This window comes from Cellulophaga baltica, from assembly GCF_900102165.1.
Lineage (GTDB): Bacteria > Bacteroidota > Bacteroidia > Flavobacteriales > Flavobacteriaceae > Cellulophaga > Cellulophaga baltica.
In genome coordinates this window covers 1-25,229 of record NZ_FNBD01000010.1, presented here as the reverse complement: position 1 = coordinate 25,229, position 25,229 = coordinate 1, and the positions used below count along the sequence as shown (strand labels likewise).

27 protein-coding genes are annotated in these 25,229 nt (G+C 29.1%); 9 read left to right on the top strand and 18 right to left on the bottom strand.

What is annotated here, in order from left to right:
- Positions 1-30: 30 nt before the first annotated feature.
- From BLQ19_RS15945 to BLQ19_RS15900, 10 genes are all read right to left on the bottom strand, one after another.
- Positions 31-255: a hypothetical protein gene (locus tag BLQ19_RS15945; protein WP_074539011.1), complete on the bottom strand. Its 225-nt coding sequence runs from the start codon at positions 253-255 to the stop codon at positions 31-33.
- Between the two features lie 50 nt (positions 256-305).
- Positions 306-896, bottom strand: coding sequence for an AAA family ATPase (locus BLQ19_RS15940; RefSeq protein WP_074539010.1), 591 nt, complete (start codon positions 894-896; stop codon positions 306-308).
- A 3-nt stretch (positions 897-899) separates the two neighbouring features.
- A complete protein-coding gene (locus BLQ19_RS15935; protein WP_074539009.1) occupies positions 900-1,649 on the bottom strand; it encodes a relaxase/mobilization nuclease domain-containing protein in 750 nt (249 codons plus the stop codon).
- Positions 1,639-2,253 (bottom strand): hypothetical protein, encoded by a 615-nt coding sequence (locus BLQ19_RS15930; RefSeq protein ID WP_074539008.1) that lies wholly within the window; start codon positions 2,251-2,253, stop codon positions 1,639-1,641. Before BLQ19_RS15930 ends, BLQ19_RS15935 begins: the two co-directional genes overlap by 11 nt.
- A 9-nt stretch (positions 2,254-2,262) precedes the next feature.
- Positions 2,263-2,604 (bottom strand): plasmid mobilization protein, encoded by a 342-nt coding sequence (locus tag BLQ19_RS15925; RefSeq protein WP_074539007.1) that lies wholly within the window; start codon positions 2,602-2,604, stop codon positions 2,263-2,265.
- 124 nt (positions 2,605-2,728) lie between these two features.
- A complete protein-coding gene (locus BLQ19_RS15920; RefSeq protein ID WP_074539006.1) occupies positions 2,729-3,562 on the bottom strand; it encodes a DUF8464 domain-containing protein in 834 nt (277 codons plus the stop codon).
- 11 nt (positions 3,563-3,573) lie between these two features.
- Positions 3,574-5,052 (bottom strand): phage/plasmid primase, P4 family, encoded by a 1,479-nt coding sequence (locus BLQ19_RS15915; RefSeq protein WP_083332270.1) that lies wholly within the window; start codon positions 5,050-5,052, stop codon positions 3,574-3,576.
- A 172-nt stretch (positions 5,053-5,224) separates the two neighbouring features.
- Positions 5,225-5,566, bottom strand: coding sequence for a helix-turn-helix domain-containing protein (locus BLQ19_RS15910; protein WP_074539005.1), 342 nt, complete (start codon positions 5,564-5,566; stop codon positions 5,225-5,227).
- Between the two features lie 524 nt (positions 5,567-6,090).
- Positions 6,091-7,239, bottom strand: coding sequence for a hypothetical protein (locus BLQ19_RS15905; protein ID WP_074539004.1), 1,149 nt, complete (start codon positions 7,237-7,239; stop codon positions 6,091-6,093).
- Between the two features lie 32 nt (positions 7,240-7,271).
- The gene (locus BLQ19_RS15900; RefSeq protein WP_074539003.1) at positions 7,272-8,522 is read right to left on the bottom strand and encodes a tyrosine-type recombinase/integrase; all 1,251 of its coding nucleotides are present in this window, start codon (positions 8,520-8,522) and stop codon (positions 7,272-7,274) included.
- Between the two features lie 452 nt (positions 8,523-8,974).
- On the opposite strand from BLQ19_RS15900, the gene BLQ19_RS15895 reads away from it, so the two are divergent.
- Together BLQ19_RS15895 and BLQ19_RS21805 are read left to right on the top strand one after the other, a co-directional pair.
- Positions 8,975-9,997, top strand: a complete 1,023-nt coding sequence (locus BLQ19_RS15895) for a site-specific integrase (protein WP_367888700.1) — start codon at positions 8,975-8,977, stop codon at positions 9,995-9,997.
- 3 nt (positions 9,998-10,000) lie between these two features.
- Positions 10,001-10,225 (top strand): tyrosine-type recombinase/integrase, encoded by a 225-nt coding sequence (locus BLQ19_RS21805; RefSeq protein WP_367888703.1) that lies wholly within the window; start codon positions 10,001-10,003, stop codon positions 10,223-10,225.
- Between the two features lie 189 nt (positions 10,226-10,414).
- On the opposite strand, the gene BLQ19_RS15890 is transcribed toward BLQ19_RS21805, so the two are convergent.
- The 8 genes from BLQ19_RS15890 to BLQ19_RS21345 all read right to left on the bottom strand — a co-directional run bounded on the left by BLQ19_RS15890 (position 10,415) and on the right by BLQ19_RS21345 (position 17,529).
- A complete protein-coding gene (locus BLQ19_RS15890) occupies positions 10,415-11,707 on the bottom strand; it encodes an HlyD family secretion protein (RefSeq protein ID WP_074539002.1) in 1,293 nt (430 codons plus the stop codon).
- Between the two features lie 5 nt (positions 11,708-11,712).
- Positions 11,713-13,905 carry a peptidase domain-containing ABC transporter gene (locus BLQ19_RS15885; RefSeq protein ID WP_074539001.1) on the bottom strand — a complete coding sequence of 731 codons (2,193 nt, stop codon included), beginning with the start codon at positions 13,903-13,905 and terminating at the stop codon, positions 11,713-11,715.
- Entirely contained in the window at positions 13,898-15,001 is a 1,104-nt protein-coding gene (gwsS, locus tag BLQ19_RS15880) for a grasp-with-spasm system SPASM domain peptide maturase (protein ID WP_074539000.1), read from the bottom strand. The genes BLQ19_RS15885 and gwsS overlap by 8 nt, the downstream gene beginning before the upstream one ends.
- Complete coding sequence (locus BLQ19_RS15875) at positions 14,998-15,177, bottom strand: hypothetical protein (protein ID WP_074538999.1); 180 nt, start codon at positions 15,175-15,177, stop codon at positions 14,998-15,000. Before BLQ19_RS15875 ends, gwsS begins: the two co-directional genes overlap by 4 nt.
- Positions 15,174-16,103 (bottom strand): ATP-grasp domain-containing protein, encoded by a 930-nt coding sequence (locus BLQ19_RS15870; RefSeq protein WP_074538998.1) that lies wholly within the window; start codon positions 16,101-16,103, stop codon positions 15,174-15,176. The genes BLQ19_RS15875 and BLQ19_RS15870 overlap by 4 nt, the downstream gene beginning before the upstream one ends.
- 70 nt (positions 16,104-16,173) lie before the next feature.
- Positions 16,174-16,329, bottom strand: coding sequence for a hypothetical protein (locus tag BLQ19_RS21350; RefSeq protein ID WP_175444444.1), 156 nt, complete (start codon positions 16,327-16,329; stop codon positions 16,174-16,176).
- A gap of 65 nt (positions 16,330-16,394) precedes the next feature.
- Positions 16,395-17,321 carry a hypothetical protein gene (locus BLQ19_RS15865; RefSeq protein WP_074538997.1) on the bottom strand — a complete coding sequence of 309 codons (927 nt, stop codon included), beginning with the start codon at positions 17,319-17,321 and terminating at the stop codon, positions 16,395-16,397.
- A gap of 67 nt (positions 17,322-17,388) precedes the next feature.
- Entirely contained in the window at positions 17,389-17,529 is a 141-nt protein-coding gene (locus BLQ19_RS21345; protein WP_175444443.1) for a hypothetical protein, read from the bottom strand.
- A gap of 231 nt (positions 17,530-17,760) precedes the next feature.
- On the opposite strand from BLQ19_RS21345, the gene BLQ19_RS15860 reads away from it, so the two are divergent.
- The 7 genes from BLQ19_RS15860 (at position 17,761) to BLQ19_RS15835 (ending at position 25,226) form a co-directional block, all read left to right on the top strand.
- Positions 17,761-19,920 carry a lantibiotic dehydratase family protein gene (locus tag BLQ19_RS15860; protein WP_083332268.1) on the top strand — a complete coding sequence of 720 codons (2,160 nt, stop codon included), beginning with the start codon at positions 17,761-17,763 and terminating at the stop codon, positions 19,918-19,920.
- Between the two features lies 1 nt (position 19,921).
- Positions 19,922-20,764 (top strand): thiopeptide-type bacteriocin biosynthesis protein, encoded by an 843-nt coding sequence (locus BLQ19_RS15855; protein WP_074538995.1) that lies wholly within the window; start codon positions 19,922-19,924, stop codon positions 20,762-20,764.
- Positions 20,757-22,436, top strand: a complete 1,680-nt coding sequence (locus BLQ19_RS15850; RefSeq protein ID WP_074538994.1) for a helix-turn-helix transcriptional regulator — start codon at positions 20,757-20,759, stop codon at positions 22,434-22,436. Before BLQ19_RS15855 ends, BLQ19_RS15850 begins: the two co-directional genes overlap by 8 nt.
- Before the next feature lie 103 nt (positions 22,437-22,539).
- Positions 22,540-22,710, top strand: coding sequence for a hypothetical protein (locus BLQ19_RS21340; protein WP_175444442.1), 171 nt, complete (start codon positions 22,540-22,542; stop codon positions 22,708-22,710).
- Positions 22,711-22,814: 104 nt separating this feature from the next.
- Positions 22,815-24,497, top strand: coding sequence for a S8 family serine peptidase (locus BLQ19_RS15845; protein ID WP_074538993.1), 1,683 nt, complete (start codon positions 22,815-22,817; stop codon positions 24,495-24,497).
- 162 nt (positions 24,498-24,659) lie between these two features.
- Positions 24,660-24,896: a hypothetical protein gene (locus BLQ19_RS15840; protein ID WP_074538992.1), complete on the top strand. Its 237-nt coding sequence runs from the start codon at positions 24,660-24,662 to the stop codon at positions 24,894-24,896.
- Positions 24,897-24,959: 63 nt separating this feature from the next.
- Positions 24,960-25,226 carry a transposase gene (locus BLQ19_RS15835; protein WP_038507923.1) on the top strand — a complete coding sequence of 89 codons (267 nt, stop codon included), beginning with the start codon at positions 24,960-24,962 and terminating at the stop codon, positions 25,224-25,226.
- Positions 25,227-25,229 lie beyond the last annotated feature (3 nt).

Below are 25,229 nucleotides of genomic sequence, written 5' to 3'. Positions count from 1 at the left end.
GATCTAATTTTATTATTTAATAATTTTAAATTATTTGAGGGAATCTTTGATAGCATCATTTACAATTTGCTTCATACTCGTGTCCTCTTGCAACGCTTTTAATTTTATTTTTTTAAGTAGAACTTTCTCTAAATAAAATGAGAACTGAACTTCCTCTATCTTTTTTGTGGTAACAGGGACAATCTTTTGAATTGTTTTTTGTTGATTACTAGATTTAGCCTTATTGATGAGCTCATTGATTTTTTGTTTTTCCATAATGATAGATTTGTATTTTTATAGATTTATAGAACTACAGCATTCTACAATTATATAAATTTCAATAAAAGTTCTTCTGTGAGATGATCTATTTGCCTTTGTGCTTTTTGATGCTTAATTACTCCATTTAAAAGAACGGATCTGGTATAAGAAACTAAATCGCTAATATGTGTGCTGGCTATTTTCACATTATATTCTTTTAACCCGATCAAAATATCTAAGGTCAATGTAGTATTAGCTTTGATCATGTTAAAAACAATCAATGTGTCAGCTGTTCTATTTGCTAATTCAATTATTTCAAGTGTATTTTTTATTGCCAATAAATCCAAAATCCCTGCTTTGGTTGGAACAATAATTAAATCTGCTAAAGCAATTAATTTGGATAATTGGTTAGATAAATAGGGAGGGGTATCAATAAATATAAAATCATATTGCAACTCTGAAATTTTATCTATTTCTCCAACATATGGAATAATTTCAAAATCGGTTACCAATTCTTTTAGTTGGCTCAAACTACCTTGTAAATCAAAATCTAAAACAGCTACTTTCGATCCATTAGAAATATTTTGAGCAAGATTGAAAGTAAGGGTGCTTTTCCCTACTCCTCCCTTTTGATGTGTCATAAGTATTATTTTTGGCATGGTTTACATTTTAGTTCTTGAATGCTGGTTGTACATCTCTTTTTCTTGATGCTTGTACGACAGCAGTTCTTTAATTCCTTTCAAGGAGTATTTTCTGTTTATATCAGATCCTTTGAAGTAAACTCCTTGTTCATCTGTAAAACTAATTCCTCTCCCCATTTTTGCTTTAACTCCAATATTTTCCAAATGAAAAACAAAGTCATCAAGAGAATCAGATTGTTTAATAGCTGCATTTATTTTTCCTTCTAAAGGCAGTATTCGATGGTCTTGCCTTATGAAAAGTTCTTTATTTTTGATAACTTCTAAGGTTCTTATAACTTGCCTCAAATTGTATTCCTTTTCAATTTCCCTACAGAAATCCATATTCTTATAATGGGTAAAATTATCTTTCACCGCTAAATTATTCGCCAAAATACGAGATGCAACAATATGTATGTGCTCTTTATCAGTACCTTCTTGATGTATATAAACGGCATAAGGGTTTTGTTGAAAACCAATTTTGCTGGCATATTTATTTGAAATATCAATCCAGTCTTTGGTGTTTAATTTTCCTTTGTCTTCTGGGGCAATCCTAATCTTGATATGAAAAGAGTTTTTTAAGCATTTGTCATTTAGGTAATTGTTTCTTTCCATCTGTAGACTGATAGCGGCACTGTTCCCTAGACAATTGTTTGAAGTCAATATTTCTCCTCCCCTTTCACAATAAGAAAGTGCATTTTGAAAATACGCTATAGATTGAAGTTTAGCGATCATTATCCTCAAGGATATTTAGTTCTTCTTTTAATTGCTGCTTTTTTATTTCCTTTTGATACATTTTCAAAAGCGATCGATATTCTCTAAAGAACAAGGTATCTTTATCTTGAATTTTCTTTAAAATTTTAGCAGCTGTAATAGTTTCAGAACTTTTAAATTGATTTAAATAAACATAATTGTAAAAGAGCTCATAATCTTCTTTTTCCTTTGAGAGCAAACTGCTCTCATTTAAATAAGTCGGTAAATATTTTATAGAGCTCCAAATTACTACTAAAGCAAATGCTATAATTATAAGTGAGAAGGGTTTAAAGTGTGATTTATTTCCAAACAAATTGTATTCAGTAAAATTATTTATCGAGGGAATTGTTTTATTTTTTTCAATAGATTCATTAATTCTAACTTCAATAGCTAGGTTTTGCTTCGAAAGACTCACTTGATTATCTATGGACTTCTTTAGATAGGCTTTTATTTCATTACTGTTATTTGTAATAACATCATTTAGCTCATTACCTTTATTATTATTCAAATCTTGAGATAGAGCATCTAATTTATCTACCACATTTTGCATTAGATTGAATATTACGTGGGTTGGGTTTTGATCCATAATGCTTATCTATAATTTTGAATTAATTTCTACAATGTGAGTATTGATCCGCTTTATTTCTTGCAAAACGATCTGTTGATCGGCAATTAAAAACTGCGCATTTGAATTTAGCTTTTTAGCAATTTGATTCAAATTATTGCCTATAATGTTCAATGCTGCCATATATTTTTTGGTCTCTAGATTATGAATTGGATTTACATATACAGGTTTATCAAGCTTTTCCAACACAGCATTTCTAATAAAGAATGATGGTTTAATCTGTAGTAAATCACATTGGTTTTGAATAAAGACTTTGTCGTCTAAATTGAGATAGAACACCACTTTTACTTTGTTATTTGAATTTGATTTCATGTTTGTTTTTTTTCTTATGAATAATTTTTCATTATGAATAAGCCAGGCGGTTTGATTTCTTTTTAGTGCACGAAGTAGGCACTAAAAAGGAATTAAAACCACGACTGGCTAGCTACCAGACCGATTAACTCCGCGCTAATAAAAATTCGTTTAAATCATTGTATTTTTTATAGTGAATTCTATAATCTATCACTTTACCTTTTATACTGTTTAATAGAAAACTAGTAGCTTTATTACCTGCTTCATCATTATCAAAGAATACCCTTATTTTAGAATTTTCTTTTACCAATTCAACTGCATTCTTAACCATAGAAGTTGAATTGAGTATGATGTAATTTTCATTTGGCACTTTCTTTTTCAATGTCAAATAGGATAAGAAATCTGACCAGGACTCAAATAGAGAAACGATTTGAGAATTATTTATAATAGTAGTGATCGCTTTCCTTCCTAAACATCCTTTAAAGAATTCATTTCGCACTTCATATGAACCGTGGTCATTTTTGAAGCCAATTGCATAATATTCCTTCTTGTTGTCGAAAGTGTAATGAACCTGACAACAAAAACGTCTAGCAAAATCAAGGTTAATTTTTCTTTCATCGAGATACGCTAACAATTTTTCATTATCTAAGTCAGTCACCTTTTTGATTGAATATTTGATTTCTTTTTTAAATGGTCTTTCTTGCTGATGAAATAAAAAGGTATCATTGGAGAGCACATCTAATGCTTCCTTTGCTGTAAAATTGTGTAAGTGAATCAGCAGATCTATAATAGTTCCTCCAATCCCGGCTCCGAAATCGTACCATAAATTTTTATTGATATCAACTTTTAGTGAGGCAGTTGTTTCGTTTCGTAAAATAGAAAGAAACCAAGCAGTATTTCCTCTTATTTTTTCAGGTTCCTTGCCTATTTTCTTTAAGTAAGAAACGATGTCTATTTTTTTTGCAATTTGATAGTTCATATTTATTGTTTTTAGGTAGAAGCTTTGTGTTCGATAAAAAGAGGGTATCCGTAGCTTTTTCTTTCACCCAGTCTATATCCGTTTTTCTTTAATCTACTTGAAAATTTACGACTAGAACAAATACCATAATGATTCATTTTACAGTAGCTTTCATATTCAAAATAAACTTCCTTAAGCGGTCTGGTCTTATCAAAAGAAATTTGATATTCTTCATCCTCTAAAAACATTAATACACTATCACTTTCTTTTTGATAATGCAAGACTTCATTTTCTACTATTTTGCTAGAACTGAAATCTTTATTGCTTAGTAACTGAGTCAAACCATTTAATACCCAGTTGAACACTCCTGATAGTTCATTATTTATAATTTTTCTAGAAAGCTCTTTGTCTTGATTTTCGGAAGCAATAGTGATTCTAAATGGAATAATTATAAACCTTCGAAAAAAGGCATTGGTGTTTTCAACTTCTCGAGGTAACTCATTACAGTTAAACATAAACCTTGCATAGTCTGTAATGATTTGAATATCTTTATAAAGTAATCTAGCTTCCACTGGTTCTCCCGATACCAACTGTTTGAAAATACTACTTTCAAGCTTTCCATTAATCTCACTTGAATAGTTAAGTAGCTTATCTCCTAATTGAGCTCTTGAATTCCCTTGATCATCAGTTAATCTATTTAAGGAGTAGTTAGTAACGTTCTGACTACCTAACAAAGCCATAAGTATTTCAAAAAAAACACTTTTCCCATTGGCTCCTTCACCAAATAAAAGCATAACTTTTTCAAGTTTTAAAACGCTATTTTTTATAAAAATGTACCCTATATATTCTGCTAAAATATTTTGCAGTTCTAACTCTGGAAGCACTTCATCTAAAAACTTTTTAAATTGTGGTGCTTCTGATTCTTTATTATAATCGAATGGTAACTGATAGGTTAAAAAATCTAACTTATCAAATGGCCTTAAAATTTGTTTTCTAGAAGTAATTTCAAAAGTCCCATTATTCAAATTGATAACAGTAGTACGGCTCTTACTCTTAGCTTCTTTTAGCCTAGCATACGATAGAAATTGTTTATATAAATCATCCTTGAAAAGGTGGTATTTAGCATCAAATTTATAAACGCCCATTTTTAAGGCTACATCTCCTAAAAAATCTTTACAGTTACTCTCACTTAAAATCTCCCAATACTCGGAATTATATAGATAAATAGAATTATTTTTACGACACAGACTATAGCTGTTATCCTCTACCGATTTAAGCAATATCTCTATACAAGAAACCAAGAAATGTTTCCGTTGAAGTTTACCCTCAGCTTCTTTGAGTTTACAATATTCTCGAAAATTAACTCGTTCAATACGTTTAACTATTTTCTCTAAAATATCATTAACTTGGTCTTTCTTCTTTTCTTGAGAAAAGTCAGTTACTAAATTTAAAGTAGTCCCATTTACTTTTGATATTTTTTCATTACCAATATTAGATATATGAGCTCTCATATATATAGCATAGATGGGAAAATAGTGAGCCTCAAAATTTTGTATCTATAACTTACCTTTAAAGGTTGACTATACAAGTATTTCAAGAAATAGCCGTATGTTATTTTAGTTTTTGATTCTGATTTATTATTTTGCGTTTGAATTTTACTAAGGTTGTTGGAATGCTCTCTCATTACTTCAACCTTTTATTTTTAGCATCAAAAAATTCATCATTTTCAGATTCTATTTCGTTGATCGTCTTTTGTTTACCTTGTTGAATCCAGGCTACTATCTCTGATTTGAAAAAGAAAAGTCTACCGTTTTTCTTATAGTGCGGAATGGTGTTTTTTTGACAATAACCGTAAAGGGTCTTTTTTGTGTATCCAGTTAGCTTTGCAATGTCGTCAATGCTCTTTGGGTCTTTATCATCAGTAGATGTTTTAATTTTTTGCTGTAGCTGGTCTAAAATTTTTAAATAGCCATTTTTAATCTCCGCAACATCTAGTTGCGTTTGTGTGAATGATGGTACTTCCATAGCAGTTTTGTGATTATGTTTACTGCAATGTTATAGGTTTGATACCTTTTTGTAAATTGATTACCCCTTGACGTCCCTTTTTACCCTCTTAAAACCTAAATTTACCTTTTTCTCCTCGTTTTTACCCTTTTAGCTTTGGTTATTAGTGTCTCTAAATATATGTCTATTGCCTTTTTACTGTTGTAAGTCCATTGGATGTAATTTTAAAACAAATAGTTATTTTTAGAGTATCAATTAGTAATTAGTGTCATCAAACATGTGTTTTATGTTTTTTTTGTGCAGTAAGTGTATTAAATGTAGTTCTAAAACAAACAATTATTTTAGATTACTCATTAATTCTTGGTAACTCTAAATATATGTCTTATGCCTTTCTAGTGTAGTAAGTGTATTAAATGTAGCTCTAAAACAAACAATTATTTTCAGATTACCTATTAGTGTTGGTATCTCCAAACATCTGTTATTTTTTTTTGTAGTAAGTGTATTGGATGTTGTTCTAAATAAAATAATATTTTAGGCCATAATAATTATAAGCGCTCCCTTGGTTTATCAATAGTTTTTATTTTAGGACTAGTCTCACACCATTTTTTATAATCTTGGTCTTTAGAAAACCCTTTGAATCCTTTAAACATTATATCAAAATACTTTTGCTTTAAATGCTTTTGATTTTTCTCATATTGATAGCAATTATCTTGAAACTTTTTAAACACGGTTCTTATATTCTTTTTTTCTTTGGTTAAAGAAACATCAAAGGATTGTTGTATTGGCTGATCATTTACAAAAGTAGATTCAATAAAAGTTAATAACTTTTGTTCGCTTAAATAAGGATCTCCATTCGTATTAGGTTTAGTTAATACGCTAAAAAATTCATATACATATTCTATTTTCAACCTTGGAATAAGATTATTATCCTTTTTTAAAATAATATCTTTTTCTAGGACTTTAAGTTTTTCAGTACCGTCTCTATACTTTTTAAATATCGGTAGAAATAATTCATTTTCTGAAAATATAATACTCCATGCTCTATATAAATACCCTTCTAATAAACCATCTTGATAAATATTTCCAATTTCTACTCCTTTATTATGGGGGGCAAAATCAAAACCTGTCTTACTAGTTGCTCTTGGTTTTTCTGATAAATCGTTAGTTATAAATTTGAAAACTCTATTAGCAAATTCTATCCTATTGTCGTTTTCTAATTTTAATAAATAAGGTTCTATTTGGTCTGCTATAAAATCCTTAAAACCATCCTTAAAACCAACAGCATATTCATCAAAATAAGGTTTTAAATCATGAAACGTTAACAAATTTTTATTTCCATATAAATATATTTCATGGTCAGGCTTTATTAGGGATTCTATTTTTTTTATCAAATTATACCTACTATGGGGAGCTCCAGAAATAATATAGGGAAAGGGGGCTAGATTATGGCTAAATATAAATGGACGATAATCTTTGGGAAGATCAAAAAACTGTTTAGGTGTTATTAATGAAATTGTCCCCTCAACATAATAATCAGTAATAATGATATCAACTATAGATTTTTGTAAAAGATGTGTATGATTTAACGCTCCACATACTATATCTTCAGCTCCTCCCCAATCGTCAAATATATAAGTCCCTTTAGATGTTTTAAAAACGGTTAAAAGAAAATCGTTTATAAGTACTTCTTTCATTTTCTAAATATTAACTTATTTTGTTTTTTTATTTAAAAATCAAGTAAAGAATTGGCAAATTCTTTTTTTGCTACATCTTCAAAGCCAGCAAAATAATTTTTCGTAACATTAAGATCACTATGGTTTAATGCTTCGCTAATAAATTCCATTGTTGCTCCTTTTCTAATAGAATTAGTTGCAAAAGAGTGTCGTGCCCAGTAAAAACTACAATCCGAAGGTAAATCGTTAGCTTTCGCTATTCTTTTAATATGATCGTTTATGTAGCGGTTGAAATTCTTTATCTTTTTGTATTGAGTTTCGCTGTCTTCTGACATCGACACAATTTTGAATACAAAACCATCTTTCTTCTTATTACCATATTTCTCTATTATACTACTCGTAAAGTCGGTTAAATAAATAGTAATTTCAGTTTTTTCAGATGACTTATCAAAAGTCTTTGCCCTATAATAAGTGAATTTATCATTGTCAAAATCTGAATACCTTAGTAAAGCAATATCTTTTAGGTTCATGCCATTAGAGGCATAGCTGAAAAACCAAAAATCTTTAGCTTGTTGTTCATTTTCGTTACTGGCTTTAGCTTCGAACAAGGTTTTTAACTGGATGGCATTTAAAGCCTTTTTAACCTTTCTAGTCCGTGGTATTTTGTATTTGTTTTTCCCAAATGGATATACATCTACACTTATGTCATTCTCTTCAATTGCGTTATTAAAAATTACTCTTAAAGTTCTCGTGTAAATTCCTACAGTAGTATAGCTTTTATTATTAACAATCATATACTTCTCATACTCTTTAAGCCAATCTACCGTAATATCATTAAAGGATAATCTCTCAATACTACCTTTCTTTTTATATTCAGTAAAATTTGCTAAAGAGCTAAGAGTGTACCTATAACTTTCAGCTGTACCTATTTTACTATTACTAGTATGTTTACCAATGGCTGAATTAAAATGATATTTTATATTATTTTTATCGGAAGACTTTCGAAATAACTTCGATTCAAATTTAGAAAAATCAAAAACAGACATTGCTCTAGCTTCATCATTAGCTCTTTTTTCAATTGCTTTTAGTTTTAATTCTATTTCTTTATTCGATCCTCTTAATTTTTTATTCTCTGGATTTAACCAAATAGTATCAAACTCTTTTTTTGTTAAGTCTATTCCTGTAGTGAAGTATCTGACTTTTTTAATATTTTCATGCTTATTATATACTCTTATTTTAACTGAATATTTATCATTCTCTTTAATTCGTCTTGTCTCATGATAAATTGAAATATTATAAGTCATGCTTTTTCTGTTTAAAACAAAGTTAAATGTATTCACACAATTTTCACACTTTTAACCGTATTAAAAAGTAATAGGCAGGTAATGTATTTTAAAAATACTACATAAACAACTGAAAATAAAGGAATTTTAGAATAACACAGTAGTGTAATGATAACTAACAAACGCATACACTCTTGATTACGGCTCAAGAGGTTACTGGTTTGAATCCAGTCGAGGTCACTAGTTTAACTCTCAAAAAGAGTCAAAACCCTGCAAATTCTATGATTTGCAGGGTTTGTTGGTTTTTAGCCAATCATTTAAATTGATATGATTTCATTTAAAATGGCTACAAATCGACACCAGTTTTTCTAATCGACACCAATGGTGTCGATTAGAAATGTGAGCTTAAATATTTCAGTATAGTTGATTTGACTTTCGTCTCAAATAATGTTTAACTATTAAAGACGACAATTATGCGCACAAAAAACACATTTTCTATCCTATTTTGGATACATCCAACTCGTGTAAAAAACAATCAAACTTCCATTTTTACCAGAATAACGGTAAATGGCAAAAGAGCTAATATTAGCTTAAAGCTTCAAATTGGAGTTGGATTATGGGATTCTAACAAACAAAGAGCAAAAGGTACCAGTGATGAAGTAAGGAAAATTAATAGCCATTTAAATCAGGTACATTCTAAAATTGTTCAAATTTATCAAGATCTAAAGTACAAGGAAAAACTAATCACAGCTGAATTACTTAAAGCACACTATCTTGGTGAGGGTGAAAATTCCAAAACCCTTCAAGAAATCCTTACCTATCACAGAAAAAAGATAGAAACAACATTAACTAAGGGTACACTCAGAAACTTTGGCGTTACGGAAGGGTACCTCAATAAATTTTTAAATACCCAATTAAAAACGAAGAATGTCTATTTAAAAAACTTGAATTACAAATTCATCTGCGATTTTGAAAGCTTCCTAGTTATGTATTGGCCAAAAGGGCATCCCAAGGCAATGGGACATAATACTGTAATGAAACATATACAAAGATTTCGTAAAATCATCACATTAGCCTTTCATATAGAATGGATAGAAAAAGACCCATTTCTAAGATGGAAACCCACATATGAAAAAACAGAAAGAGAATTTTTATCCGAAAATGAATTATCGAATCTCCAATCCTATGATTTCAAAATTGAACGACTTGATAGGGTTCGGGATTTATTTGTATTTAGTTGTTTCACAGGTATTTCCTATGTTGATATTATGAATCTAACTAAAGAGAATATTACTATAGGCATTGATGGCAATCAGTGGATTTTCACAAACCGTCAGAAAACAAAAGCGCCTGTAAAAATTCCAATTCTGAATATCGCCCAAGAGCTACTAAATAAATATGAAAATCACCCAATTACGATGCTAACAGAGACGCTATTTCCAATTATAAGCAATGAGAAGGTAAATTTATACCTAAAAGAAATCGCTGATGCATGAGGAATTAGAAAGTATCTTACATTTCATATGGCACGACATACTTTCGCTACAACTGTAACACTAAGTAATGGTGTTCCAATCGAAACTGTTTCCAAACTGCTAGGGCATACAAAAATTGCGTCTACACAAATTTATGCCAGAGTGATTGAAAAGAAAGTTAGTGAAGATATGCAGCTTTTAAAAGATAAAATTGAAACTCCAAAAGCTATTCTTACCATTGTTAAATAATTTCATGGGGTAGGTTTTAAACATTTCAACCTATCCCAATTATTTTAGCGCAAATAAATTAAAAAAATAAGAAAAACTAAATCAATCTCTTCCAAATTGTTCTATTACTAGGTTAATTTTTAATTGCAGTTTAATCAATAATTCTATTAAATAATTATCAATTAAATTATTTGCTTTATAAACTATGGGCTACTTGTCCATCAAAGATTTAAACTGATAGAAAAATCGTTCTAGCAATCTTAGATCTTCAGTTATAATTTCTGCAGTACCACTCATTTCTTGCTGAAACTTGATTTCTTTATGATAACTAGTTATAAGTTTTTCAGGAAGTGAAACATCAACAAGGTATAGTCCTTCTTTATCTGGAGTTAAGGAAATATTAGATACATGCCCTATTAACATTCCAAATTCCGTTTCAGGATAGTTTTGTAATTTAATATTTACTTTTTGTCCAATTTTTATCTTACCAGAATTAAGTGCAGCTGCTCTCACTTTTGCAACATAATTTTCATTGTTTAATGGTATTATGGTAAAAACTAAATCGCCCTGATTTACCGTTTGGTTCTTGTTCCAATAATTGAGTAAGGATACCCTTCCATTTATTTCAGATTTCAGCACGTAAAGGTTTTCCCAATCACTTATGGCCTTTTTCAATTGATTATAAGACTGAAGTGTATTTCTTAATAATTTTGATTCTTCAGTAGTACGGGATATTTCGGTTCCTTTTGAATTTTTATCTGCATTAGCTATCCCTTCACGGGTTTGTGAAATAGATGCACCTAAGTTCTTCAATCCCTTTTCAGCAGAAAGTAGTTCGAGTTGATTATTTTCATAATCCAACTGCGAAATCACCCCTTTATCCAACAGAGACTTGTTACGCTTTAAATTCTTCCGCTTCAACAACAATTCAGATTGGCTTAAAAAGTATTGAGATTGCATATTTTGTAAGCGTACTTTAAGCTCGTTTAAAGAAACTTGGTTAGCTATTGCCTCATTTTTATAAGGACTTAGGGCTTTATTTAGTTGATATTCGGAATAATTATTTTCAAAAGCCGCATAAGCAATTTCAATTTCTCCAAGAATTAAAATAGGGATTTCATTGATGGGGAATTCGATTATTCTTTTTTTGATCTTTAAAGTGTCTAAAATAGATTTCAAATAATACACATCTTCCGTGTTTGCCGAGTTCTCCAGAACAGCCAAAATTTTGTTCTTTTCTACAGTTTGCGCCTCTATTACATAAATAGAATCCAATTTGCCTTCCATTCGTGCAAATTCTTTTTGAGGGGGAATCTGAGTTGTAATAAGCGTCGGGTTCTCAATAACATCTGGATATTTCACCATCCAGCTAATGCAAAGCACTAATAAAATTAAGACAAAAAAGAGTACACTACCACGCCGAATCATCCAATTTGGTACTTGCGAGAGTATTTCCTGTACTTCTTCGCTTCGAAACTCTATGTCTTCTAATTTATTTGGCATAGTACTTATTTTCCAAGTTCCAATTGGTTTTTTACTAAGTTAAAATAATTTCCTTTTTTACGAATAAGTTCTTCATGGTTACCAATTTCAGATATTTTGCCTTTATCTAATACCACTATTTGGTGAGCGTTCTTTACAGTGCTTAACCTGTGAGCAATAACTATAACTGTTTTATTCGTAAAGAATTGATCTAATTTTTCCATGATTACCATTTCATTGTTGGCATCAAGTGCCGATGTAGCTTCGTCAAAAAAAAGATAATCCGGATTTTTATATACTGCTCTTGCGATTAGTAAACGTTGCTTCTGACCTGTACTTAAGCCAACTCCTTCCATGCCTATTTTTGTATTGTATGATAAAGGCAACTCCTCAATAAACTCTTTAATATTTGCCACATCTACTGCATATGCCAAACGTTTTTTGTCCACATAATCAACACCAACGGCAATATTATTGGCAATAGTATCATTAAAAATATAATCTTCCTGCATTACCACTCCACATTTTTCGCGCCATGTCTTTTGTGATATATTTTTTAAGTTATACGGCCCTAGCTTAATTTCACCTTCGTCAGGTTCATAAAATTTCATGAGTATTTTTAGCATAGTAGTTTTACCACTACCGCTAACCCCTACTATAGCTGTAACTTTATTTGAAGGAATGTGGAGGTTTAAATCTTTTAGTACTAATTTTTCAGAACCGATATATCTAAAAGATACATCTTTTAAATCAAAATTTAGATTGTCAGGAATATCATTGACCTTGCTTTCAATATCTAATTCCTCATCTTCTTTATTATGAATCTCAGATAATCGTTCTAGCGATATCCTGGCATCCTGAAGTTCTCTTACAAAACCAATGAGCTGACTTACTGGTGAGTTCAATTGACCAACAATATATGAGATAGCGAGCATCATCCCCAAAGTTATATTACCATCAATAACCAATTTTGCCGATAATACAGTAATTAAAATATTTTTAAGCTCATTAATAAAACTTGAGCCTACATTTTGATATTGTTCAAGGGCCAATCCTTCAATCGATATTTTAAAGAGTCTTGCTTGCATAAATTCCCAACCCCAACGTTTTTTCTTTTCAGCATTATTGAGCTTTATAGTTTGCATCCCATTAATTAATTCAATAACCTTGCTTTGTTCTTGGCTTAACTGAGAAAATCTTTTATAATCAAGATCTGCCCTTTTCTTTAGAAAAATAGCTATCCAAACGAAGTAAAGAACACTACCTATTAAAAAAATAAGGAAAATATACAAGTTGTAATAAGCTAAGACTATTCCAAATATTACAAGATTAATCATCGAAAAGAGAACGTTAAGGGAAGAGGTAGTCAAAATTCGCTCAATTCGCTTATGATCATTGATGCGCTGTAAGATATCGCCTGTCATTCTTGTGTCAAAAAAAGCAATAGGTAATTTCATTAACTTTATAAAAAAATCCGATACTAAAGAAATGTTGATTCGAGTACTTAAATGTAGTAAAATCCAACTTCGGATGACTTCAATCGAAGTACGACCAATAAATAGAGCAAGTTGTGCAAAGAGAATGAGATATATAAAATTAATATCTTGATTCTTAATTCCGACATCTACAATACTTTGTGTCAAGAATGGAAAGATTAACTGTAATAAACTCCCTGCTAAAAGACCTATTACTATCTGCCATAAAAATTTTTTATATTTAAAAAGATATTTAGTAAGATATGAGAGGTTGATTTTTTCTTCTTGATCTTTCCATTCTTTATCATAAAACTTAGGGGTGGGTTCTAAGAGTAATGCAATACCTTCTATTGTGTCTTCGTCGGCATTGTTTCCAATCCAGCTTTTTAAAAAATCCTTTATGTTGTATTTTAAGAGTCCATGTGCAGGGTCGGAAATGTGGTAAATTCCATTTTTAATTTTATATAAGACGACAAAATGGTTTTTATTCCAATGCAAGATACAAGGCAGTGGTGCTTCAATTAGTTTTTTCATTGAAATTTTAATTCCAATTGTCTTAAAACCAATTGACTCAGCGGCATTACTTAGCCCCATAAGATTACTTCCTAAACGAACAGTTTCAACTAATTGCCTAGCTTTTTGTAACGAGATAATTCTATCATAATGCTTACAAATAATCCGCAAACAAGTAGGTGCACAATCCTTAGAATCTGGCTGTTTGTAATTTGGGAATGGTTTAAACATCTTTTTTTATAAATTCCTGCATATTATAATATTTTATGGCATCTTGTTTCAAGGGATTATTGCTCCATTCTTGCCACTCATTGGTATAGGGATCATAACCACATTTTAATGGCTTGGACAAATCAATTTCGCCATCAAAATTAGCTCGATCGGTGTATGCTCTGCAATCTGTACAAACATAACGAAACTCACAATCCTTACAAACATCTATCTGATTTTTGGTAGTTTTCCAGTATTTTTTAAAATCAGGGAATTTTAAAGTGTCTTTAAGTGAAATGTCATTAATATTTCCAAAACTATTTTGTATTGAAGGACAGTTTTTGATTTCACCATTTTTGTCAATACTTATTTTACCATTTAAACAAGAATTGAAACTCTGAGCTTCTGAGAAATTCTTCATGTTTATTGAGAATAGACTTTTGTCGATCAAACCACAATGCTTTTCTGAATTTATAGACAGACTGGTATAAATTAAATATTTTGAATGGCCTTTAGGAATAATGTTTTTTTTATAAGGTGAAGAATAAACTATTATACTATTAAGTCTAGGATAGTCCTCAAATAATAAGTGGTACAGTTCTTCCAAACCTTCATTATAAGGGATAAATAAATCTAGTCCTATTGTATTTGATTTGATTTCATTAAAATAATTTAAAATACTTCGCAAGTCTTTCTCATCACTATCTCTGAAAATTCTAATTTGGATATATTTGCAATGCAATTCACTTAATTGAAGAAATACTTTATTAATATTATACGATGAAGATATACCTATATCTACGATCGCATTTGTGATTTCAAAAGGGTTAAAAAAATTCAGTTTAATTTCAGGAAATAATTCTGGTGTAATTGTAAAAAAAGCAACGTTGTTTTTAATCAAAATTTTAAAATAATTATCGATGATATTATCATATTTGTTATCATACACGCTTTTTATTTCTTCGATTGATTTGCCTCTGTGATCCTTTAGTATGTTATATAAATCATTAGGAATGTTAAAAAAAGTTTGGTTTTGTAGGTCAAAAACAATACTTTTTTTTGCCCCTTTAACAGGGATACAATTCGAATATAGTAAACATGATTGATTTAGACTCAAAATTGAAGTATTTTACTAATAGGTTTATAAAATTGTTGAGAAGTAGTATTTTCATTTTGATACATAGATACCCTTATTCCTTTTGTTTTGATTGTTTTGTTTAAATTGGTAATGGTAGCTTCTTGGATAGTAAAAGGCAATAGACGTTTTACTTCATTATTCGATAATTTTTTCATTTACAGAGGAAATTTGCGATTTCTTTTTCTATATAATAGTTGCAATTAGAGGATAACCAATGAAATTGTCCCATTGGGTTTATTTCTAAAAAATAATATTGATTATCAGGTGTGACGATTAAATCAATCGAGCAAGTATCAAAATCTAAAATATTCAGTAATTTCCATATTTTACTTTCAACTGCACTTGGTAAGGTATATGGAATACATCTATTGGGATTTGATGAATGGTCATTTCTAAAATCAACCTTGGTATCATCGTTTAATTGAGAAAATATAGCCATACAATAGAGTTTTTTATTAAAAACGAATATCCGCACTTCGAAATTCTTTTCAATATATTTTTGCAAAAAAATTGGAGCGAAATTATCTTGTATTTTTTGAATTGAACTCTCACTTAAAAGCTTTACTCCACTTGAAGAAATATTCTTTCTTTTTGTTTTAATATTGACAGGAGATTTTAGATCTTTAGTTATGATTTTTTGATGTCTATTATAAAATTGTAAAAGTTCTTTTTTACTGCAGGTAACCATATATTCTGGGGTATCTAATCCAACTTCATTTGCGAAATCTAGGTTGATTAATTTGTTATTACTAGAAACTTCTTTTGTAAATGATCCTATATAATTTGATCCTAATACTGTTCTAAAATGATGCTCAAGATAGATGTTATAATCCCTATTTTCTTTAGTTACATAATTTAGTAATTCGCGTTTATTCGTAAACTCATATTTCAAACCAGTTGGCAAAAAATTAAATGCCCCTCTCCTCTGCCAAATTTTTTTAACATTTTTAAGTGATAACAATTCTTGAGGTTCAACAAAAATGGAATCATTAAAGCGTCTAAAGTCTTTTTTGTTCGAAATGATCCATTCAATGGTCAAATCAGTCATTACATCCTGACACTCTGTAGTTATATAAATCATAATTATAATTAAATACAAGTAGAGTCAAATCTGGTTTAACCCTACTTGATATAAACTCAATCAGAGTTATTTATTCCTCAGGTGCGAAATAAACTATGGTATCGGCACGATCATCATAGATGTCTCTACCACCTGTTCCTTGACTAGATGTGTATCTTGTTGCAGTATGACCACCACCAAATATCATCTCTTGATTTTCAAGTGCAAATTCGCTAAAATTTTCCATTTTATTTAATTTTAATATAATCCCTACTCTTTAAAGGATTTTCGGGATACTCCTCGTAGCTGCAGCTATTTTTTTTGTTTGAACCAATCTTTTAAATTCTGCTTACTGTTCCCACTTGTGTTGAATCCGTATTTTTTACGAATTTCTATAACTATAGAATCATTGGCTATTGGCACTCCAACTTGAGAGCCAAAAATTTGTGTATTAAATTTTATTGTATGAATTCTATCAACGAGTAATTTGATCACTGTTTTATTTAATTCACCATTGTTAATGGCATTTTCAATCACTGGTAAATATTCTTCCATTTTAGCCAAATTGGAGTGTTGTATAACTGCCCACATTGTAGAGGAAAGGTCATTTCCAACAAGGGATTTTCCTATATATTGTTTATGCAAAGTATAAAGCGAATCAATAATTTCAATATTTTTTTCGTCTAATGCCTTTTGTTTATACATATCAACATTATTAGAAGATCTAAATAACTTATCATCATGACGAATCTTGGTTAATACTTCAATAAGTTCTTTATTATAATGATGAGAGATTCTTTCTTCATTATTATCAGTCAGTTCTTCATTTATTATAATTGACTCATTATTTCTAATTATTTCTAGCGCTGATTCGTGCCATTGTTCATACTCCTTTTCAGAGAAAGTTCCCTTCCATTTTGAGTAATAATTATCCGGATTGACAAAGGTTAAAGAGAAATAATACGGATCAGCTTTCTTACTTCTTTCTAATATTTCCTTAATAACCTTAGCATCTTTACCAAGTAACTGATAAGCAACTCCAATATTCCATAAATTGGCATAGTTGTATGATCCATTTCGCTCGTTCACTTGAGTTACTGTTTCTTCTAAAATTGTATTTGCTAATATAAAGTTGGACATAGAAACGTCATTTTCGTTTTTAGGATAAAAATCATATTGCTGAGCATAACAAGTGGAAATACAACAAAACGCTAAAAATGTTATTAAGTAATTATTCATTATCCTTCTGATTGTAAATGATTTAAATAAATATTCAACATTCTGGTGGCATATATACCATTAATACTTATAGCTCAAAATATACTATGGTATGCGCAACATCGTCATAAATGTCAGTTCTTTTATTGTCTCTACATCCAGTATCCCAATGTTCTCCACCACAAATCATTTCAGTTTTTTCTATTTTAAAATTTTCAAATTTTTTCATTTCCTTATTTTTTTAATTATGCCATTGTAATTTTTTCTAAATGTTTTAGATTTTAAATTTAAAAATATTAACAAGGCTTTTCTTATTTAACAGTGACATAAAATTAAATAATATTTGATGTAGTTTAGTACGCTATTTGTCTTAATTTATAAATTCAGACTCTTGTTTCATAAACGAGGATTAAAAACTATTAAATTGCATTGTATCTAATTATACCATTGAGTGCTTATTATGAATAAAAAAGGTTCTAAGGTCAAAAACTTATATTGTCTTGATCTCATATCATTAAGGTCTCCTTTATTTCCTTGTAATTTCAATAATGAATTACAAAAGGTCAAAAGGAAAAACACAGAGGAATTAATGAATTACCTGAATGACTTTCGTATAAACGTGGCTCTTCAAATTGCATCTCCTGCTTTACATAAGCAATTGCAAAACTTGATAAAAGGAGAGATTAAAAGTGCGAAAAAAATCAAAAAATTAGAATTTGCGTTCTACAAATATTTAATTAGAATCTCAACGCGCTCTACGCCTTTTGGAATATTTGCAGGATATTCTAATGGTATAATTGACATTAGAACAAGTGTTGTTTTTGATAAATACAATTGTAATTATGTCTATAAAAGAAATACTTTCGAAAATTTCGTGAAAAAATCTGAATTATTATTAAAAGACCATATTGACTATCAAAATGTTAAATGGCATGCAAATACTACTTTATATGAACATGGTCATAGTTTTTGGCGTTATTTTGAAAGGCATATTTCTAAAAAAGGAAGGGACTATGAATATACGCTTGAATCGATTGCAAAAAATGAATTTATAGATAATTTAATAGCGTATTGCAAAAAAGGGCGAACATTCAATGAGATTAAAAATAAATTAAAAAGTTTAGATGTTAATATAGATATAGCAGTTCAATTCATTGAAAATGCAATAAAAAATCAAATAATAGTTTCCAATCTGGAGCCAAATGTTACAGGAAAGGATTTTCCTTATTTCCTTAGTGGAAATATTAAAGAGAAATTCAATACTCAATTAAATGAAAGAATTGACTTGAGTAAACTTATTTTAGAGGAGAATAATTTAAAACCTAACAATAATGCTCATTATGACCTTATTAAGGTTTGTAGTGAAGCAAGTTTTAACAAGGCTTGGATATCGAAATTAAAAAAAGCTTTTGCCTTTTTGAACAAAATAAATTTATATAAGCCAAATACAAGAATAGAAAATTTCAAAAATGAGTTTACAAAAAGATACGGCACATCAACCAAAAAGTTTGCTGAAGTTTTAGATCCAGAGTGCGGCATCAACTATTTAAAAAGCAATTCCTTTTTTGGAGAAACAACTTTTTTAGAAAATTTGGATATAAACTTATCAATTAAGGAAAATGAGAACTTAATGTGGTGGGGAACTTATGAAGTTTTATTAAACAAAAAAATGCAGGAATTTTCAAGAAGTAAGAAAAGAGTGATGGATTTAAAAGAAAGTGATTTTGTTTTATTAGAAACAACTAAGGAAAACGCTCTTTCTCCTACTATGTTCTCAATAATAGAAATATTCTCAAAGAATAAAGAAGAAAAATTGTTTTTGGATTCATTTATTGGTCCAAGTGCAATTAAGCTAATTTCTAAATTTGGAAGTATTGACAATGAAAGTTTGGAATTAATACACCAACTAAGTCAATTGGAAAAGAATTACTATGAAAATAAGATAATAGCGGAAATTGTACACACTCCAAGTTTAAAAATAGCAAATGTCCTTAGAAGACCTCATATAAGAGAATTTGAAATTCCGTACCTGGGACATTCTACACTTCCTATCGAAAATCAAATTTTGGTTAGCGACTTACTAATTTCGATTAAGGATGATAAATTAATTCTTGAATCAATAAAATTAAATAAAGAAATTATTCCAACCTTAACATGTGCCCATAATTACTCCAACAGTGCATTACCTACATATCAGTTTTTAGCAGATTTAGGATTAGCAAATTATAAGAACAAGATTGGTTTTGAATGGGGAAATTTAGCTAGCATTTACAAAATTTTACCAAGAGTAGAATTTGAAGGTATCGTAATAAGTAAGGCTAAATGGATTCTTGAAAAATCAGATTTTAATTTATTATTTGACAGCAAAAATTTAGAACAAGCAATTCTTGAATGGAGAAAAAAGTTTGATATACCAAAAATAGCCCAGGTAGTGGAAAATGATAATTTTTTAGTAATAAATTTTGAGAGTCTATTTTCTATTAATGTATTACTTGATGAAATTAAACATAAAAAATGGATTGTTTTGGAAGAATTTTTATTTGATGAAGGTAGCCCGGTAATAGATACAGAAGGTAATTATTATGCAAATGAATTTTTGTTAAATTGGCACTTCAATTAAAATGAAAAGAATATATAACATTGGAGAAGAATGGCTTTTTTACAAAATCTATTGTGGCAAGAATACTGCCGACGAAATTTTATCTAACCCTATTTCAAGAATAACTAAAAAGCTTATAGATCAAAATATTATTGATAAATGGTTTTATATACGCTACAATGATCCGGATTTTCATATTCGAGTTAGATTTCACATAATAGATGAGAGTCAGTTAGCATTCATAATTCAGTTAGTTAGAATTGAGTTACTTGATTATCTTGATAAACAGACTATTTGGAAATTACAGATCGAAAATTACACAAGGGAGATTGAAAGATATGGTACTAATACTATAGAAAGTATTGAATCTCTATTTTTTAGTGATACTAAACTGGCTCTCCTATTGATTAAAAAAATAAAAAATGAAGATTTATATATATATCATTCAATGAAGTATATCGATTTTCTCCTGACGGTTTTTGATTTTAATGATTTTGAAAAATTTCGTTTTTGTGAAAATTCTTTGGAACAATTTCAATCAGAATTTGAATTAAAAACTGCCGATATGAAAAAACTTAATATTAAATACAATAATATAAAGCAGGATCTGGTTGTTTTTCTTGAAAAATCATTGAACAAAAGTAGTATTGAACTGGAAGTAATGGATTTAAGGATGCAAAACAACCATATTTTCAATCAGTTGAAAGCAAACATTGAAAATGAAATAGCAAAAAACAACATATTACTAGGTATTATTCATATGTTCGTTAATAAATTATTTAGAGACAATCAGCGATTTATGGAAATGGTTATTTATGATTATTTATGTAAATATTATCAATACTTAAACCATAGAAATGCATAAATATTACAAAGTCATAATAATAGTAAAAATTTTACTTTTTAATATTTCGTTCTACGGCCAAATAAGTGAAATTCCAAGCGATAGTGTAATTAACGAATCCTATGATGAATTATTTGAACTAATAAACTCAAATACTTCAAAAGATCAACGAATAAATTATGCCTTTTTATTTCTAAAAAAGGCAAAGAAAAATTATGACTTAGAATATGTAATTGGAGGATACGAAATATTAACAGCTTTAAATGATGATTCTATTGGAATAAAATATGCAGACTCTATAATAGATATTACCATAAAAAGACCAGATAATTTTAATCCTGCAAGTGCATATTTGTCCAAGGCTAAAATTTATTTTAAAAAATTGAATTATAAACAGGCTTTACATAATTATTTAAAGGCACAAGAATATTCAATTGAATTTCCGAATACAAAAATTGAATATAATGCGAGGCATGGAATTGGAAATTTAAAAAATACAATTGGTGAATATGAATCAGCTCTAAAGGTCAATAAATTAAATATTGACTTCTTTAAAAATGATATTAATGATTTAAAGGTAGATGATTATATAAATTCTTTATTTTCAACATCAATATCCTATTTAAGATTGCATGTTCTTGATTCGGTTGAATATTATAACAAAATTGGGACTACTTATAGTAAAAAGTATAATAGAACTAATAAGCTTAATCTTTTTAAACTAAGTAATGGGGTTCTTTATTCAGAAAAAGGGGACTTCAAAAAATCTTCTGACACTATTGAATCTTCGGTTGCACTTCTTAGAAGTAATGGCGATAGGGCCAATTTGTCAATTGCATATAATTATTTAGCTATTAATCAGATTAAATTGAATAATGATGAATTAGCATTATTATTTTTTAAAAAAGTAGATTCTTTATATGATTTGACTAAGATAATAAATCTCGAAACAAGAGATTCTTATTATTCATTATATGAAATTTTGGGAAAGAAAAAGGATTTAGAAGGGCAACTTTATTACCTGAAAAAAATAATAAAAATAGACAGCACTTTAAATACCCAACAACGGGACCTTGGTTCTTACATTACGCAAAATTTTGACATTCCCAATTTAATTTCCAAAAAAGAAGATTTAATTGCCCAACTTAAAAATGAAAAATCTAATTTGTTATTTTATATTGTTAGCCTAGCAATTATTTTATTTGTAATATCTTTTATCTATTATTTTAAGAATCAAAAATCTAGGAAAAAGTTTGAGAAACTATTATCCCTTGTTGATTCAAAGTCGTTAGAAAATTCGACTCATAAAACAATTGACATATCAAAAGAAATTATTGCAGAAATTCTTAAAAATTTGGAGATTTTCGAAAACGATAAAGATTTTACAAATACAAAGATTACACTTTCTTCATTGTCTAAAAAATTTAGTACTAATTCAACCTATTTGTCTAAGGTCATAAATATAAGTAAAGGGAAGAATTTTTCTAGATATTTGAATGAACTAAGAATTGACTACGCGTTAGAAAGGTTAAGAAACGATGCCTCCTTTAGAAAATATACGATACAGGCAATTGCGGAGGATGTAGGGTTTAAAAGCTCCGAAACATTTTCAAAATTATTTAAAGAAATTACGAGTTTCTACCCTTCCTTTTATATTAAAGAAATTGACAAAAAAATGAAAGGGGCAAAATAATTATATCTAAATTTATAAATTAAGACATAGTTTCTTATTTTGAGATATGAATTAACTAAAAGGTTTCTATCTTGAAAGAATTAATTAAGTAAAACAATTCAAAATGAAAAAAAAACTAAACAATCCATCAATTGAGAAATTTAGAATCGCTAAAATAAGTCGTCCAGATTTTATTATGGGTGGTGGACCGGATGATGGTACAGAAGGTTCTGATACTGAAGAAAAGCAATGTATTTTGAAATCTACAAAACATGTGATAATTAAAAAACTCTAATATTCCATTGAATTTTAAAACTATTGGGGCAGGCCTCAGTAGTTTTATTTTCATTTTTAATACTCGATTTAAATTGATAGTATAACATAAACTTTTGAATATAAATGAAATTATATTTTTCATTTTTTTTATTATTAGTATTCTATATTTCCTCTTGCTCCTCAAATCAAAGAGTTGGGCTAAAAGATCACTTAAAGAAGTCTTTTTCTGAGAATAACATTAAAAAACTAAATACTAATGCCATTGATAATTGGCAGTTTAAGGATGTTTTTAAGGATTCAATTCCTGGAATAAGTCTATTTAAAATTGGTGCTAAGGATTTAGCTTCAAAGAAAAAAGAAATAGTAATTGCAGTCATTGATATGGCAATTCAAATTAATCATGAAGCCTTAAGAAATAATATTTGGAAAAATTTAGATGAAATTCCAAATAATAAAAAAGATGATGATAATAATGGTTATGTTGATGACATCAATGGCTGGAACTTCTTAGGAAATAAGAATGGCACTTCAACCGAATTTGTTAATTATGAATATACTAGAATTATAAACAAATATTCTAATATTTTTGAGAATAGCCATGAGGAAAAATTAAAAGGCGAAGAGAAAGATTTATATAAAACGTATTTAAAAGCCAAAAAAAAATACAACGAGAGAAACCAATATGCTCAAGAAAGATTTGAAAACGATTCTGTCGTGTATGACTACTACATTGTGCTTCAGAAAAAAATTGACTCAATTTTTTCCAATAAAGAATTTAATAGACCTCAACTTGATAGCATACTCCAAATTCATAAGGGTACAGAACCATTTGAAATGTACATACAGGATTTCATGAATATGGAGGAGTATGGTATAAAACTTTCCGATTTAGAAGAAGAAAGATTTAAATCACAAGAGCGGCTAAAAAAATTGCTAAATATAAGTTTTAATGATAGGGAATTAATTGGAGATAATGAAGATAATTTGGCTGATTCAAATTATGGAAATAGTGTTGTAGATAATAATACAATCCGAATGGATCATGGAACTTCCGTAGCAGGAGTTATTTCAGGAGTAGAGAAAGCATTAAATTTTGATGACGATTCAAATTACTTAAAAATAATGCCCGTTGTTATTTCAGGCTATGGAGATGAAAATGATAAAGATTTAGCTTTAGCGATTTACTATGCTGTTGACAACGGAGCTTCAATTATAAATATAAGCTCTGGCAAGTCATTTTCTTTGCATGAAAATTGGATAAAAGATGCAATTAAATACGCCGAAAAAAAGGATGTCCTAATCATACATTCGGCAGGGAATGACAATCTAAATTTAGATAATCCAGAAGCAAAAACTTATCCTGATGATGCATCTAACAATGGTAAGGAATTTTCTTATAATTTTCTAACTGTTGGAGCTTCTTCCTATAAGATAGAACAATTAAAGTTAAGTTCCAGTAATTATGGCAAAGAGAGTGTAGACATTTTTGCGCCTGGAGAAAACATACAAACTGCAGATTCTCAGAATGGAAAGTATAAATATGTCTCGGGCACCTCATTTGCAGCTGCATTGGTTTCTGGTGTTAGTGGTTTGTTAAGATCATATTATCCCAATCTATCTGCTAAACAAATAAAAGAGATAATTATGTCTTCTATAATGCACTACAATGGCCTTATTGAAGTCGAAAATTCTACTAAAGAAGTTGTTAAGTTATCTTTTGATCAACTGTCTAAGTCTGGTGGAATACTAAATTTTGAGAAAGCATTTCTGCAAGCCCAACTCCTATCTCAAAAAAAACTTAATTAATACATCTTAGTTTATTAATTCGGGTATTCATTTTATAAAAGGCGACAACTATTTCTTTGTTTATTCAGCATTTTTATTGAATTTTAAATAGTTTACAATAATTACCTAAAAACCATTTCTGCTGTCTTCGATACTTTTATTATATAGATTTAAAATGGTTAAATGGTAAAGAAAACCACAATTATGCATTTTAATCATATAATTTCAGAGTTCAATAAGACTATTACAAGTATTAAATTAGATGAAAGGGATGTTGTTAAAAGAGCCTATAAAATAATTGTCTTGTGCAAAAAGGTTTTGTTGCAAATGAATAAAGAAGTTTCAAAGCAACAATTGACAGAAGAGCAAGAAATTAATTTCTTCAAAAATATTAAAATTATTCCCTTTCAACAACTGTAGGCTTCCCTAAAAATAGGACAGTTTATAATTCGAATTTACTAACTTTAAATTCAAACTGTCACAATGAAAAACAGCAAATTTAGCGAGAGTCAGATTATTAAAGCTCTTAAGGAAAATGAACAAGGAAGATCCGTAGGTGATTTATCTAGAGAATTAGGAATTGACAAAAGCACTTTCTACTATTGGAGAAAGAAGTACGGCGGTATGGAACAACAGCAGCTTAAACGTTTAAAAGAACTTGAAGAAGAGAACAATAAACTTAAACAGATGTATGCTGATGTGAGTCTTGATAATAAGATGCTTAAAGACGTATTGTTAAAAAAGTTCTAAAGC